Annotated in this window: 15 protein-coding genes and 2 pseudogenes; 11 read left to right on the top strand and 6 right to left on the bottom strand. The window is 46.6% G+C overall.

Annotated features, from left to right (window positions below):
- Positions 1–8: 8 nt before the first annotated feature.
- Positions 9–998 carry a succinate dehydrogenase/fumarate reductase iron-sulfur subunit gene (locus ACMUEV_RS06885; protein ID WP_190652821.1) on the bottom strand — a complete coding sequence of 330 codons (990 nt, stop codon included), beginning with the start codon at positions 996–998 and terminating at the stop codon, positions 9–11.
- Positions 999–1,399: 401 nt separating this feature from the next.
- Between ACMUEV_RS06885 and ACMUEV_RS06880 the strand changes: the two genes are divergently transcribed.
- Positions 1,400–1,813 carry an AbrB family transcriptional regulator gene (locus tag ACMUEV_RS06880; protein WP_190652822.1) on the top strand — a complete coding sequence of 138 codons (414 nt, stop codon included), beginning with the start codon at positions 1,400–1,402 and terminating at the stop codon, positions 1,811–1,813.
- 35 nt (positions 1,814–1,848) lie between these two features.
- Positions 1,849–2,688, top strand: coding sequence for a CPBP family intramembrane glutamic endopeptidase (locus ACMUEV_RS06875; protein ID WP_190652823.1), 840 nt, complete (start codon positions 1,849–1,851; stop codon positions 2,686–2,688).
- 92 nt (positions 2,689–2,780) lie between these two features.
- Here ACMUEV_RS06875 and btpA read toward each other — a convergent pair whose 3' ends face one another.
- Positions 2,781–3,629 carry a photosystem I biogenesis protein BtpA gene (gene btpA / locus ACMUEV_RS06870; RefSeq protein WP_026148847.1) on the bottom strand — a complete coding sequence of 283 codons (849 nt, stop codon included), beginning with the start codon at positions 3,627–3,629 and terminating at the stop codon, positions 2,781–2,783.
- 104 nt (positions 3,630–3,733) lie between these two features.
- On the opposite strand from btpA, the gene ACMUEV_RS06865 reads away from it, so the two are divergent.
- A complete protein-coding gene (locus tag ACMUEV_RS06865) occupies positions 3,734–4,468 on the top strand; it encodes a creatininase family protein (protein WP_190652824.1) in 735 nt (244 codons plus the stop codon).
- On the opposite strand, the gene ACMUEV_RS06860 is transcribed toward ACMUEV_RS06865, so the two are convergent.
- Both ACMUEV_RS06860 and ACMUEV_RS06855 read right to left on the bottom strand, forming a co-directional pair.
- Positions 4,451–4,888, bottom strand: a complete 438-nt coding sequence (locus ACMUEV_RS06860) for a DUF29 domain-containing protein (RefSeq protein WP_190652825.1) — start codon at positions 4,886–4,888, stop codon at positions 4,451–4,453. The two genes, ACMUEV_RS06865 and ACMUEV_RS06860, sit on opposite strands and share 18 nt — an antisense overlap.
- Positions 4,885–7,887, bottom strand: a complete 3,003-nt coding sequence (locus tag ACMUEV_RS06855) for an ATP-binding protein (RefSeq protein ID WP_199329663.1) — start codon at positions 7,885–7,887, stop codon at positions 4,885–4,887. The genes ACMUEV_RS06860 and ACMUEV_RS06855 overlap by 4 nt, the downstream gene beginning before the upstream one ends.
- 382 nt (positions 7,888–8,269) lie before the next feature.
- Here ACMUEV_RS06855 and ACMUEV_RS06850 point away from each other — a divergent pair, with 382 nt between their 5' ends.
- The 4 genes from ACMUEV_RS06850 (at position 8,270) to ACMUEV_RS06835 (ending at position 11,745) form a co-directional block, all read left to right on the top strand.
- The gene (locus ACMUEV_RS06850; protein ID WP_199329664.1) at positions 8,270–9,157 is read left to right on the top strand and encodes a circadian clock protein KaiA; all 888 of its coding nucleotides are present in this window, start codon (positions 8,270–8,272) and stop codon (positions 9,155–9,157) included.
- A 65-nt stretch (positions 9,158–9,222) separates the two neighbouring features.
- Positions 9,223–9,540 carry a circadian clock protein KaiB gene (gene kaiB, locus ACMUEV_RS06845; RefSeq protein WP_017289886.1) on the top strand — a complete coding sequence of 106 codons (318 nt, stop codon included), beginning with the start codon at positions 9,223–9,225 and terminating at the stop codon, positions 9,538–9,540.
- 118 nt (positions 9,541–9,658) lie between these two features.
- Positions 9,659–11,212: a circadian clock protein KaiC gene (kaiC, locus tag ACMUEV_RS06840; protein ID WP_190652826.1), complete on the top strand. Its 1,554-nt coding sequence runs from the start codon at positions 9,659–9,661 to the stop codon at positions 11,210–11,212.
- A gap of 284 nt (positions 11,213–11,496) precedes the next feature.
- A complete protein-coding gene (locus ACMUEV_RS06835) occupies positions 11,497–11,745 on the top strand; it encodes an RNA recognition motif domain-containing protein (protein ID WP_017289889.1) in 249 nt (82 codons plus the stop codon).
- 98 nt (positions 11,746–11,843) lie between these two features.
- Here the strand turns inward: ACMUEV_RS06835 and ACMUEV_RS06830 are convergent, their stop codons facing one another.
- On the bottom strand, positions 11,844–12,113 hold the full coding sequence (locus ACMUEV_RS06830; protein WP_190652827.1) for a GlsB/YeaQ/YmgE family stress response membrane protein: 270 nt from the start codon (positions 12,111–12,113) through the stop codon (positions 11,844–11,846).
- Between the two features lie 108 nt (positions 12,114–12,221).
- Here ACMUEV_RS06830 and ACMUEV_RS06825 point away from each other — a divergent pair, with 108 nt between their 5' ends.
- The 4 genes and pseudogenes from ACMUEV_RS06825 to ACMUEV_RS06810 form a co-directional block, all read left to right on the top strand.
- Entirely contained in the window at positions 12,222–12,770 is a 549-nt protein-coding gene (locus ACMUEV_RS06825; RefSeq protein WP_242044688.1) for a pentapeptide repeat-containing protein, read from the top strand.
- Positions 12,771–12,875: 105 nt separating this feature from the next.
- Positions 12,876–13,283: pseudogene (locus ACMUEV_RS06820) on the top strand (filamentous hemagglutinin N-terminal domain-containing protein); the annotation flags it as partial.
- A gap of 120 nt (positions 13,284–13,403) precedes the next feature.
- Positions 13,404–13,838, top strand: a complete 435-nt coding sequence (tnpA, locus tag ACMUEV_RS06815; protein ID WP_017291904.1) for an IS200/IS605 family transposase — start codon at positions 13,404–13,406, stop codon at positions 13,836–13,838.
- A 43-nt stretch (positions 13,839–13,881) separates the two neighbouring features.
- Positions 13,882–14,172: pseudogene (locus ACMUEV_RS06810) on the top strand (hypothetical protein); the annotation flags it as partial.
- Positions 14,173–14,190: 18 nt separating this feature from the next.
- Here ACMUEV_RS06810 and ACMUEV_RS06805 read toward each other — a convergent pair.
- Entirely contained in the window at positions 14,191–14,373 is a 183-nt protein-coding gene (locus tag ACMUEV_RS06805; protein ID WP_415354784.1) for a hypothetical protein, read from the bottom strand.
- Between the last annotated feature and the right edge of the window lie 472 nt (positions 14,374–14,845).

Genomic DNA, 14,845 nt, shown 5'->3' with positions numbered 1-14,845 from the left:
CCGAAAACTCAACTTTTTGATTGTGCCTCAAATGCCTGCACAGATTCAATCAGCGATCGTACAGTCTTCACGCCTTCAGACGGCTCGAATCCCATCGGCAGCTTGCGCTTCGTCAACATTCTCACGCCCAATGGAGCCAGACTAATCAACCCACCTAAATCGCGAAAATTATTGGCAACCACCTGTAACCCAAATTGACGCTCATCAATCCAACCGCCCTTTTTCACTAAATCGATTAAAGTTCTGCGGTGGCGAATTGAGCGCGTCACTTCGGTCGTTTTACACGCGAGAATTTCTTGCTTAATCTTGCCAATTTGATCCATCGGAGCAACCTCCATTGGACAAACCGCATTGCAGTAATAACAGCGAGTACAGCCCCAGACTCCATCGGTCGATTGGTTGTATTTATCCAAGCGATCGTCGCTGCGATCGTCACGCGAATCTTCCACCATCCGATAAGCTTTCGCGAGCGCATGAGGCCCGACAAAATTCGGATTCACCTCGCGGGCATTACATTCGGAATAGCAGGCTCCGCACATAATACAATTGCCCGTCTGATTGAGCTTGTCACGCTCTTCTGGAGATTGCAAAAATTCGCGTTCTGGAATTTGGCGAGATGCAGTACTGACATAGGGATCAACCGCCTTCAAATTTGCCCAGAAGCTGGACATATCCACAACCAAATCTTTGATCACAGGCATATTTCCCATCGGTGCGATCGTAATTTCTGGAATCTCAGCATCGGGGGAAAATCTCGCTACCTCACTGCCCACATTTTCCTTACAAGCTAATGCCGAGCGTCCATTAATTCGCATCGAACAACTGCCACAAATTGTATTGCGGCAATTTTTACGATAGGCAAGTGTGCCATCTTGCTCCCACTTAATTCGATTCAGGCAGTCGAGAATCGTAGTTCCGGGTTTTACCTCTAATGAATACGATTCCACACGCGAGGCAGCATTTTGATCCTGTCGGACAATCTTAAAAACAACTTGCATACACTCTCAGAGTACGGCTGATCCAGAAGCATAGTTTAACACTGTTGTTTCAAGCTAGGCGATCGATGTAAACTCCTGAAATAAAAGCGATCGTCTTCATTAAATCGAGCTTAAACTTTCGATTCAAATTCATAATTGTGATCACAATTCTTGATTCGAGCACGGATTTTTTCTGACATTCAGAGTCATAGATTCTACTTCATCAAGCAATGTAAAAAGGCATTCTTAGAAATGTATCCGGATGGAATTGCAAGATTTAATCAAAAATATTGATAGTGTGGCAAATTATTCAAAGTGACTGTTCAAAAATAGGCGTTTAGAGATATATTTTATTAAGTCAAACATTCAAACATTGACGCTCAAGAACCATTTCAGAATTCGTTAGGGAAATCCTGTAGCAGATGAGTGAACCTGCAACCACCCCATTAACAGGGAAGGCATTACTTCAAAAAGTAAAAGAACTGTCCCATCTGCCTCGTCGAGAAACGGCTAAGCGATGTGGCTATTACACTGTCACGAAGAACAACCAAACTCGTGTCAATTTGACTGATTTTTATGATGCTTTATTGGTTGCGAAAGGGCTACCTCTCGACCCAGAAGGCACAAAAGATGGACGGGGACGTGAACCGACTTATCGCGTCAGTGTTCATCAAAATGGGCAAATTGTGATCGGCGCAGCTTATACAAAAGCGATGGGTTTAAAGCCGGGAGACGAGTTTGAAATTAAGCTGGGTTACAAGCATATCCATCTGATTCAACTCGATAGCGACAAAGCGAGTAAAAATGGCTCAGTGGACACCGCTGAAGAAGATTAGTTCGCTTTCTAAATAAATATCAGTTGAGTTTGATAATGAATTTTCCTATCTCGATCGCGTTGGATTCGTTTGTTAAGAGTCTCTCACAAGCGCCTCCTCTGATTCAGATAGGATTCTTTTTTTTGGCATGGTTCCTGTTATGGCTACCGCTCGCGATTCCGATCGCAATTGCCATGAAGTGGAGACCATTTGAACCGCTACAATCGTCGCAGAAATTACCGCTTGTCGCCTCACTTTACGGAATTGCTCCACTCGTTTTATGGGGAGTTTCACGGGTAAAAGAGCGGGATTTCCCGACATTTGGAGTGAGTTGGGATTTGCATCTTTTCAGTTCCAGTGCGATCGGGTTGGGGATTGGTGCGATCGGAATTTTAATTCTGTTTGGCGTGCAAACTGCGATCGGTTGGCTGCACTGGAACCTGGAGAATTGGAAGCAGTGGTTCGCGGCATGTTTGCCGACGTTAGTATTAGGGATTTGGATTGGATTTACGGAAGAATGGGTGTTTCGCGGGTTCTGTTTTGGAGAATTTGCGTCTGATTTTTGGAGCGCCGCGATTGTCTCTAGCGTCATTTTTTCGGCACTGCATTTGATTTGGGAAGGTCGTGCCCAGATTCCACAATTGCCAGGGTTGGCATTAATGGGTGTGGTTTTATGTTTGGCGTTTGTGCAAGATCAAAATAGTATTGGACTCCCTTGGGGACTTCATGCGGGCTGGGTCTGGATGATTGCGAGCCTGGATACTGCAAAGATGTTGAGGTACGAAGCCACTGCTCCAGAATGGGGAACGGGCATCGATCGCAAACCCTTAGCAGGATTATTAGGGTTAGTATTTTTGTTGGCAATGGGAATTTTGGTAACGAGATCGTTCACGTAATCTCAAACCGCAGAACATCTCAAACTGCAAAAAAAATCGGAGTTTTTACAAGCTCCGATTTCTTGCTTTCTGTGAAATTTCTCAAAAATTTCTTAAGTATGCAGTTTGACAGAAGGCGGAACCTTGTCATTTTTTGGCATTGGAACCCCTCGTCTTGCTGCTTCTACAAATCGACTTACCCGAATCGGATCAATTGAATTCTCTCGTTTCCCTTGCCGTTTCAGTGAACTCGAGACAATCACCCCATCGGCAACCTGCATCATCTGAGGCACATTTTCCCAATCTGCTCCACTGCCGACAAAGACAGGCGTGCCCTGAGCCGCATCTCGCGCTAACTCTAGATCTTCTAAGTTAGGCGGATCACCTGTTGCCCAACCGGAAAGAATCACGGCATCTGCCAAACCACGCTCGATCGTGTCTTGCACTGCAACCGTGAGATTCGTCGAACTCAAGGGGCGCGCATGTTTCACCAGCACATCGGCAAAAATTTTCACATCACTGCCCAATTCGCGCCGATAGCGCATCAACTCATGGGCACGACCTTCGATCAAACCTTGATCGGTCGCCATGATGCCCGTCCAGACATTCACGCGAATGAACTGAGCCTGTGTACAAGACGCGATCGCTAACGCACTTTGAGCATCATTTCTCAAAACATTAATGCCGATCGGTAACGCGACCATCTGCATCAACCGCTGAATAATCACCGTCATCGCGCTGACAACAGCCGGATCAACGTGATCTTTCGGGAATGGTGCGTCAAAGAAATTTTCAACAATAATGCCGTCTACGCCACCTGCTGCTAAGGCGGTTGCCTCTTGTTCAGCGCGATCGATCACGGTCTTCAAACTACCGCCCCAGCGCGGAGAAGTCGGCAGGGGCAGAAGATGAACGACACCAATAATAGGATTTGGAGTTTTGAATATTTGTTTTAAGTCCACAGCGCCCACAAAACCGACTTTCTAAGCAACATCAATATTGAAAATGATAACGCGATTCGGAATGCGAAATTTAAAATAGGATTTTCAACTCTGAGCGAACTCTTATGTTATTGCACTTATCGACCTGGTTAGAGGTTGAAGCATATTTAGAACGATCGACGGGAATTATTTTACCGATCGGCTCAACCGAACAACATGGACCGACGGGGCTGATTGGCACAGATGCGATTTGTGCAGAAGCGATCGCGCAAGGGGTGGGAACCGAGATCGAGGCTTTGGTTGCGCCGACGATCCAGGTCGGAATGGCACTGCATCACACGGCTTTTCCGGGCAGTATGAGCTTACGACCAAGCACAATGATTCTCGTGATTCGAGACTATCTCACCAGTTTGGCGAAAGCTGGATTTCGGAAATTTTTCTTTATCAATGGACATGGTGGGAATATTGCGACCCTAAAAGCTGCGTTTTCAGAGACTTATGATCATCTGTCAAATTTGGGCATTTCCAATGAAGTGCAGTGTGTGGTGAGTAACTGGTATATGTGTGGCTCTGTCTATCAGTTGGCGAAGGAATTATATGGCGATCAAGAAGGTTCTCATGCGACACCGAGCGAAGTTGCTGTGACTCAATATGTCTATCCCGATTTCATTAAGTCTGCACCGTTGAGTGAACCAGTCGCGAAAGGACATCGGATCTATGGCGCGATCGACTTTCGACGCAACTACCCAGATGGACGTATGGGATCAAATCCTGGTTTGGCAACTCCAGAACATGGAGAGCGGTTGTATCAGTTGGCAGTGAAAGACATTAGCCAAGAGTATTTAACTTTCTTGGGGTAGCCAATCTTCGGACAAAACCAGTTCGATTCCATAAGGACATTGCTCAGGAAAAGTCGCGATAGGCAAGTTCGTTTGCTGAGCCGCTTGCCGCCGAGCGCGTTGATAGCTGATTTCAAGTTGTTCGAGCGGGTACGTGCTAAGACTTGGGCTATCTGCTATCGCGAGTTCAATTTGGGTGCGAGCATCTGTAATTGAATCCAGCCAGCTATCAGAACGGCGTTGAGGCTGATATTGCCATTTGAGCAGATGTAACAAGAGGCGAGTGAGTTGGCTTGTAATTCCACGGCGTTCACTCTTACCCAAGTTTTCGATCTCCTCAATCAGTGGTTCTATTTCAATGTCTTGCCACCGTCGATCGCGCAAGCGTTCTACAGTCTGATCAATCCACTGCTGAAAATCAGTCAAATAGGTTCCACTCATACCGATAAAAGCTGATTGAGATGTTCTAATAACTCTTCCATTGTCAGGGGAGGTAAGACGATCGTTGAAATTTCCTCTAACACAGGATCGAGTTGAGCTTGCTGATTGATGATGACGATCGAGACTTTCTCCTTAAATTTCTTCAAGCTCGACAGTTGCGAGATCGCCGATTCATCTAAATCCTCGGCGTGAATCAGCAATAGATCAATACTCTGAGTGTCGAGCTTTTGCAGCACATCTTGCCACGATCGCGCAATCATTCCTCGGAATCCAGCCGTTTGGAGATATTGCATCACCGCTTGTAGCCAGTCTGAGCGCTTATCGGTCGTTTCGGTCGAGCGCAGCTTAGAAGACTCGATCGCTAATACCAACGGTCGCCACGCAAATCCTGCTGCCACTTGAATCACTTGTAACAGTGCAGAAGGCTCAGACGCATCTGAAATCGGAGCTAAGCAGGGAAAAACGGATAAGTTTTGGATCTGATTTGCCGCTTGAGTTGTAGCCGGATCAAGTGTGACCAAAGGCAACGACGCGAGGAAACTACAGTCTCCTAAGAGTTTGAGATAGCCGATTGGATCAGGGATAGCAGCATCGAGGAGTACAAGATTGGGTTTCCAAACTTGCGCTAAAAGTTCAGCTTGTTCTAAATCGTCCGCTTCGACAACCCGATAATTGTGGCTATGCAGCAAGGCATTCAGATCGACTTCTGAAACGGTTCCTAATCGGTGAAGTTCGCCATACCGAGTCGGACTAAGACGGAGAATCACCAATGTTTGAGGAGAGGATTCCACAATCGAGATCGGCACTTCATCCGGAGTCAGTTGATTGAGAACTTGCTGAAGCGATTTCTGAAGAATCGGCAATGCCAAAAATCCATCGGCATGATTGCGATAAGCTTGTTCTCGATCGCCCCGAGTTCCCGTGACAATTATCGGAATCTCTCGCGTCTGCGGTTCTGCTTTTAATAATGTCAAGACATCCCAACCCGATAAAGTCGGCAACAAGGGATTGAGAAAAACCGCACAAGGTTGGAGACGGCGAGCTTTTTCAACTGCCTCCGTTCCCGATCGCGCAATCACCACTCGATATCCCAGTGCCGCTAATTGCTCAGACAGCACCTCGATCGACTTCACAACCGCTTCGACAACGAGGACTAAACGATTCTCGATCGCAGTCGGGGTTCTGAGAATCTGACCGCGCTGCACCACAATACTGGTCGTCGGTTGAGGATGCGTTGGCGGCAGTAACAGTGTAAATTGACTGCCTTGATGCTCGCGCGACACAAAGGAGACATCTCCTCCGTGTAATCGCGCCAAACGCTGGGTAAGCACCAGTCCCAATCCTGCACCTTCAAATCGACGAGTCAGGGGATTCTCAAGCTGCTGAAACTTTTGGAAAATTAGATGCTGCTTCTCAGCCGGAATGCCGATTCCGGTATCCCAAACTGTAAATGCAATCCAGCCTTCCCATCGACTGACCTTTAAGCCAATCCGTCCCGATGGCTCTGTGAATTTCAGTGCATTGGACAGAAGATGCACCAGCATTTGACGCAGACGCAATTCATCAGCGACTAATGTTTCTAATCCGGGTTCAATTTCTAAGCTGAATTGAGCTAGATCAGCCGTCGCGTTCAACTTGGTGCGCGTCTCTGGCTTTTCTTCTTCAAGACAAAGCTGCTGGGCTTGCTCAACGGCGCGCTCACACAAGTTTTTGACATTCACCGAATACAACGTCAATTCAATCTGACCCGTCTCAATTCGAGTCAGGTCAAGAATGTCATTGACGATCGCCATTAAATGCCGACCGCTGCGGTGAATCAATTGCGCATAGCGAATTTGGCGATCGTTCAAGGTGCCCGACAGTTGATCTTTGAGCAGACTTGATAAGCCCAATACCGCAGTCAACGGCGTTCTTAATTCATGGCTGATGCAATTGAGAAACTCATCTTTGAGACGATTCAATTGCACTAAATCCGCATTTTTCGCGGCGAGTTCGCGAGAAAGTTGCTGTTGCTCAGTCACATCTTGCACTAAAACGAGCCACAACTCTTCTGCCGTCGATCGCTCAGTTGCCCGTTCTCCCCCCTCAAATGTGGCTAAATGAAAAGGCTGATGAACCGTTTCACTCAACGCCTCTCGACCCGATAGCAGCGCTCCGAGTGGAATTTTTGCAAACTGTAAAATTCGTTCCTGCCCATTCTTTAAAGGACAGACACACACGCAAGTATTGGGGTCAGATCCAAGCTGACATAATTTTGCAAGCAACGGATGATCGGCGGCGCTATCTTCTAGCACTGATGCAACATCACGCTGTACCCAACCTGTATCTACAAAATCTGTCAGTTGCTCGCTCCAATGTTGATTGCGTGCAATCACCCGTCCGGTGCTTGTCTGCAACATCAGCGGCAGGGGCAAATGCTCCAAAAACTGCATCAGTGTGGTCTTCGTTTCGAGTTCAGTTAAGGCCAATTGAGCAGGCGACAAGCCTAACTCTAGCGATTTGGAATAACCCATCTCGGCAATTTGGACTTGAATTTTTTGCTTCAGGCGAGTCGAAGAAGACTCAGGTTCAACAGAAGCCTCGGTTTTTGCTTGTCGCCAGAGCGATTCAGATGAAGGCTTATTCGGCGATCGAGTCGAAATGACTTCGACCCACAAGCGCAAATAAACACTATCCACTAATCCTAAAAATCGCTGTTCTGCATCAAGAACAGCCCAATATCGCATCGGACTGACAAATTCGAGCTGATGGAAAGAGAGAGTGTCTGCGATCGTGGGCAACTCTTCCACACATTGATCTAAGCGGGGGTCATTTTGGCGCGCATGAGACAGTAAGCGATGAGCATGAATCACGCCAATCGGAAATTGCCGCTCATCGATTAATACCAAGCGGTCGGATCGATACTGCCCCATGACCTCGATCGCTTCTGCCAGAGTCGCTGACTGAAAACAAACCGGAGCAGGCTCGATAAATTCACGAATCGAGGGTGGATATATCACTCTCTTCTATCCTGCCGAGCGGCACAACGCATCGCAAACCAGTGCTGGTTCTGATCTTAATCGCTTCTCAACCGCTGTAGACGGTAATTTAGCCGACAAACGCACTGCCTGAAATGGAAATTAATAAGTGCAAATGTAAATGCTTCAAACGAAGCGAAAATTTAAAAAGAAATTCAAATCTATCTCATTCAGCGTAATTGACGCTCGAATGGAAAGCGTTTATGTAATTATAGTTAACAGTTCGCCAAGTCTGTAAATCTATATCAATGCAAATTCGAGAGTTTGATGGCACTTTCCTTTTATTCCAGGTAAGTCCTGGCTCGGAGTGTCACAATAGAACGATCAGATAACAAGCGCTAACCATTCCTTCTAAAATTTGCCCTTGATAGCCCTAGTTTCCTCGATCGTGCGTCCTCAACTTTCGATTGGCGTATATCTCAACTCTCCAGCGTTGCCGCAATCACTGGAGCAAATTCTGGCTAGCCACGAGCGCTATGCAATGACGGTGGTCGAATCGACCCAGGACTTTTTTCAGCTCATTCAGCAGCACAAACAGCAGCTCGATTGCCTAATTTTGCAAGATAGTTCTGAACTGCCTGCAATTATTGAATGGCTTCACAGCCAAGCTACATTATTGCCTGCGATTTTAGTCGAATCTGAACCCCACACCACTCGTCCACCGGATTTCACATTTTTGTATCACACAGGCGAAGTTTGGGCGACTCTAGCTGACCTCGAACAGGTTGACAATCTGATCGCGAACGCGATCGAAGGATTTCTCAATCTCTCGCCATCTTGTCAAATTCCGCGCGAAACGGCTCCGCCGGATCCGACACGAGATCTGACGACCCAGAATTTTCTCATGCTGCAACAGCGACGGCTGACTGAAAAACTGCATGAGCGACTTGGATATTTGGGGGTCTATTACAAACGCAATCCTCAGTCTTATCTGAGAAATCTTCCGCCTCAAGAGCAGCATGAATTGATCGAGGCGCTGCGGCTGGAATATCGTGCGATTATTTTGAGCTATTTCACAGACGAGACGGCTCTCAATCATCGCATTGACAATTTCGTGAATGCTGCTTTTTTCGCAGATGTCTCAGTCGCCCAAATTGTGGAAATCCACATGGAACTCATGGATGAATTTGCCAAACAGCTAAAATTAGAAGGGCGAAATGAAGAAGTTTTGCTGGATTATCGACTGACGCTGATTGATACGATCGCACATTTGTGTGAGATGTATCGGCGTTCTATTCCGCGAGAATCTTAACTTAGAATGCGGATTTTGACTGTAATGCTAGTCGTAATCTAGAGTGAATCGAGATCGATCGAACTATGAGTCCTTTAAAGAAGACCTACGTCTTAAAACTATACGTCGCTGGGAATACACCGAATTCAGTTCGGGCATTAAAGACGTTAAATAACATTCTCGAAAAGGAGTTTCAAGGAGTCTATGCGCTGAAAGTCATTGATGTTTTAAAAAACCCGCAACTCGCGGAAGAAGACAAAATTCTCGCGACTCCAACCTTGGCGAAAATTCTGCCACCGCCTGTGCGCAAAATTATTGGCGATTTGTCCGATCGAGAAAAAGTCTTGATCGGGTTGGACTTGCTTTACGAAGAACTGCGAGAAGAAGAGCTTGATTCGCAATAACTCTGGAATTGAACGGCTTATTTACGAGTTTTGTGGTAAATAAGTGAAACAGCATAATCTAACCCTTTGAGATCCTCTGATAATTAGGAGCTTGCTCCATTTGTCTGACCCTAACCCTATGACTTCGATTAATCAAACCGAACCGCGTAATCCCGCTGATCTTTCTAGCGTGCGAAAAATTCGTACGCTGATCGAAGGCTTCGACGATATTAGTCACGGAGGACTGCCCGTTGGTCGCACAACCCTCGTCAGTGGCACTTCTGGAACAGGCAAAACGCTACTCGCAGTACAATTTCTCTATAACGGAATCACTCAATTTGACGAAGCAGGTGTGTTTGTCACCTTTGAAGAATCCCCAGCTGACATTATCAAAAACGCCTATAGCTTTGGATGGGATCTACAACGATTTGTAGATGAAGGAAAACTGTTTATTCTCGATGCGTCTCCTGATCCTGAAGGTCAGGATGTCGTCGGAAATTTTGATCTTTCAGCTTTAATTGAACGAATTCAGTACGCGATTCGGAAATACAAAGCGCGGCGGGTGTCGATCGACTCGGTGACGGCAGTGTTTCAGCAATACGATGCTGCTTCGGTAGTGCGGCGAGAAATTTTTCGCCTCGTCGCCCGGTTAAAGCAAGTCGGGGCAACCACGATTATGACCACCGAGCGCGTTGAGGAATATGGTCCGGTCGCACGCTTTGGTGTGGAAGAATTTGTCTCAGATAATGTCGTGATTGTGCGCAACGTCCTCGAAGGAGAGCGGCGCAGAAGAACGATCGAGATTCTCAAACTTCGCGGGACAACTCACATGAAAGGGGAATACCCTTTCACGATCACGAATCAAGGGGTCAATATCTTCCCGCTAGGTGCGATGCGCCTGACTCAGCGATCGTCGAATGTGCGCGTCTCGTCGGGAGTCACCACCCTAGACGAAATGTGTGGCGGTGGATTCTTCAAAGATTCGATTATTCTGGCAACGGGCGCAACCGGAACCGGAAAAACGCTGCTGGTTAGCAAATTTTTGCAGGAAGCGTGTCAAAGAGGCGATCGCGCAATCTTGTTTGCCTACGAAGAATCGCGGGCGCAATTGTCACGAAACGCCTACTCGTGGGGCATCGACTTTGAAGAACTCGAACAACAAGGATTGTTAAAAATTATTTGTGCGTATCCTGAGTCAGCAGGCTTAGAAGATCACTTGCAGATTATTAAATCGGAAATTTCGGAATTTAAGCCGTCCAGAATTGCGATCGACTCGCTTTCTGCCCTGGCGCGAGGCGTAAGTAACAATGCGTTCCGACAGTTTGTGATTGGCGTGACCGGATTTGCGAAACAAGAAGAGATTACCGGATTCTTCACGAATACGACCGATCAGTTTATGGGATCGCATTCGATCACCGATTCGCATATTTCCACGATCACCGACACGATCATCATGCTGCAATACGTCGAGATCCGGGGCGAAATGTCGCGTGCCTTGAACGTGTTTAAGATGCGGGGATCTTGGCATGATAAGGGAATTCGCGAATACACCATTAGTGCTCAAGGTCCAGAAATTAAGGACTCGTTCCGCAATTTCGAGCGAATTATTAGCGGTTCACCGACTCGGATTGCAGTCGATGAGAAAGTTGATCTGTCACGAATTACGAAAGGATTACGCTCAGAAGACAAATAATCCAAGGCTCTTAACGCGATCATCAGACTTGATTAAGTTGAATTCCAAAAAAATTAATCGATTTAAGTTGTAATTTTCTATCAAGATGTAGTGTGAAGAACAAAAATAATGGTTCAAAAAGAGGGATGATCAGATTGGGTTCTTGACGAATTTGAAAATGAACACTGCAATGACCTGAATGAGCTGGAGAATTTATCAGCTCGTGTGCAAATTGCCCTAGGACGCAGTGCTTCCGGCTCAACAGTTCATAGAATCCAGTTTTGCTCTTCGTTTCGGACATTCTCATGACCATTTACGTTGGAAATCTTTCATACCAAGCGACCGTAGACGACCTGAAGTCGGTCTTTGCCGAATATGGCACGGTAAAGCGGGTCGTCCTGCCTACCGATCGCGAAACTGGACGGATGCGAGGCTTCGCATTTGTGGAAATGGAACAAGACGCGCAAGAAGATGCCGCAATTACTGACTTAGACGGGGCAGAGTGGATGGGTCGGCAGCTTCGAGTCAATAAAGCGAAACCGAAGGGAGAGTAAATCTAAAACCGAATACATCGCACCTTTGCATCGTTGAGTAAAAGCGCTTTCCGGCAATTCAGTTGGAAAGCGCTTTTATCGATCTTGAAGCCATGCAGTTACGCTGCGCGACGGGTTAAGAGTCCCCACAGGAAAATTGCCACAATTGCGCCTAAGACTGCAATCAAAATTCCACCAATACTGAGGGATGCTGCGGTCAAATTCAGCGCGCCCGTAGTTAGGAAAGTATAGAGACTTCCTCCGAAAAAGGCACCAATGATGCCTAGGATGATTGTTCCGAGAATGCCGCCGCCTTGACTACCCGGATAAATTGCTTTCGCGATCGCTCCTGCAATCAGACCTAAAATAATCCACGCAATCAGATTCATAATTCAGTGCCTCTTAAAAGTTTTTAGCCCATGAGTAGAAGGTATCAATTTGCCTCGAATTTACCCATCTGCCATCAGAGTTAATCAGAGAAAACCTTAAGGAGGAGAATGCCTGATAGAATTACGAAATGTAAAGCTGTTGGGATATTGAGCGATCGTATGCAAACTCTGCGCGTGTTTTTTGGACTGTGTCTTGCCGTCCTCGTGATGATTGGAATGCCTGGAATGGCTCATGCTGCGAGTTCTAATGCAACTCGCGCGATCGATGATGTTGCAGCAACAACAAAGGACTATTCGGGACAAAATTTAATTCGGGCTGAGTTTGCTGCGGTGCGATTGCCGAATAGTAATTTTAGCAACGCTGATCTCAGGGGTGCGGTATTTAGCGGTTCAGATTTGAGAAATTCAAACTGGAGTGGAGCAGATTTTAGCGATGGCATTGCTTACATTACAGACCTGTCTGGTGCAGATCTGACAGATACTGTTCTGACTTCTGCCATGATGATTGGTTCGGTATTGAAGGGTGCGAAGATCACGGGCGCAGATTTTAGCTTTGCAGTGCTCGATCGTCCGCAAGTGGTCGAACTTTGTAAGACTGCCAGTGGTGTGAATTCAAAAACGGGAATCAGTACTCGCGAATCGCTAGAGTGTCCTTAATTTTCCTGATTAAATCGTTCTAAGATACGGGTGACGATCGCAACGCTAATCGAGCAAAAAACTCGTTAGTGTGCGATCGTGATAAATGTCGCCCTTATCTGTCCGATGCTTTTCATATCCGAGTTCCTGACCTGTTTAAGTTCTGAATCTCCTAAATCTTTTCTCGTCATTGCCCTAGGTGGCTTGTATCCGTTAGCCTTTGCTTCAACAGCACAGCGATCTTTTGCCCAGGTTATTCCCGATCGTACCTTGCCGCAAAATTCGCTCGTCACAGATACCTTAGTCACAGGCGGAACGAAATCAGGCACAAACCTTTTTCACAGCTTTCAAGATTTTTCTGTCAAGGGATCAATTCTCTTTGTTCCAGATCCAGACATTCGCAACATCATTACTCGCGTCACAGGCAATCAGCGATCGCGGATTGATGGCATCCTCGCAGTCAACGGGAGAGCCAACTTTTTCTTAATCAATCCGAATGGCATTACTTTCGGTCAAAATGCTCAACTTGGCATCAATGGTTCATTGTCCCAGCACGCTAGTCGAAACTACCCACTTCAGTGGGAGACTTTAGTTGCTACACACCTCCCGATGGCTGAAATAGGCGAACGTGATAGGTTTGAGAGAAAAACTATCATGAGTGACCAACGCCGAGGTAGCCATACGGTAACCCGATTGACAGTGCATCTAGTCTGGGTGACAAAGTATCGATATCCAGTTCTCAAAGGCGAGATTCAGAAACGGTGTCGAGAACTAATTATCCAGATTTGTGATGCTGAAGATGTCAAGATCCTCAAGGGTGTGGTGAGTAAGGATCATGTGCATATGCACATTGAGTATCCACCCTCAAAATCTATTAGTGATCTCGTGAGGCGGATCAAGGGTCGCACGTCACGATTGCTACAGCAGGAATACCCAGAATTGGAGAAGCGGTATTGGGGGAAGCATTTTTGGGCGATTGGGTACGGAGCTTGGAGTACCGGGAACTTAACGGAGGAGTTAGTGCAAGAGTATCTGGAACATCATCGAAATCCATCAAATCAGGACAACGACAATTTCTTGCTGGAATGAGTTAACTTGGGCTTTCAGCCCTGAAGGAACCTATGTACTTTCAGTGCATAGTGGTTTAGTCTTTGCCAGTACTGCACAGAGCGTGAAATTTTCAGATGGCAGTGAATTTAGTGCAAAATCGCCTCAAGCTCCACTCCTCACGATTAGTGCTCCCATTGGCTTACAGTTTGGGACTCGTCCAGCTAGCATTGAGCAAACGGGTTCGCAATTGCTCGTGCCACCAGGGCAAACTTTAGCTTTACTGGGTGGAGATGTGCTGGTGAATGGGGGGAGTCTCATCGCAAATTCTGGAAAAATTTCGCTAAAGACTGTAGACCGTCCCGAATACGTGAGTTTGTCTGAACCGAGTAACTTACGACTGGGAAATCTTGAAATTTCGCATCAAGCACAACTTGATGCCAGTGGGCTGGGTGGGGGACGCATTGAAATTGATGCAGGTAACGTCGTCCTGAGGAATGCTCGAATTGTCTCTCTTACGGTTGGCGATCAAGATGGGCAAGGAATTTCGATCCGATCCAATCAGTTCCGACTCCAAGATGGCGCACAAATCGCAGCTATCACAACTGGATCGGGAAAAGGTGGCAATATTGATATTTCTGCAACTGAGTCTTTTAGACTACGAGGAATTGATTCTGCACTTTATCAAAGAGACGTAGCGAGTCTCATTCAGACTGGAGTGCTAGATCTGAATAGTCCAACAATTGCCATTACAAACAGTACTTTTGGTCAAGGTCAAGCGGGAAATATTTCAATTGTTGCGAATCAAATTCAGTTTGAGAATGGCATTGGAATTGGTGGAACCACGCTACAAGCCGGACAAGTTGGAGCAGTCAATTTACAGGCAAAAGATGTCAGTATTGCAAGTGGATCAGTCGTAACCTCAGCATTTCGAGGCAGTACAGGAGCAGCAGGCAATATTAATATTCAAGCCGATCGCTTAACTGTTCGAGAAGGTGCAGCGATTACGACTAGTACGTTTGGTCGGGGTAATTCTGGCAAGATTGATC

It is taken from the genome of Leptolyngbya sp. FACHB-1624 (assembly GCF_047649235.1).
GTDB classification, from domain to species: Bacteria; Cyanobacteriota; Cyanobacteriia; order Leptolyngbyales; family Leptolyngbyaceae; genus Leptolyngbya; species Leptolyngbya boryana.
Note: the sequence above shows the minus strand (reverse complement) of the source record. Positions and strands in the feature narration are given on the sequence as shown.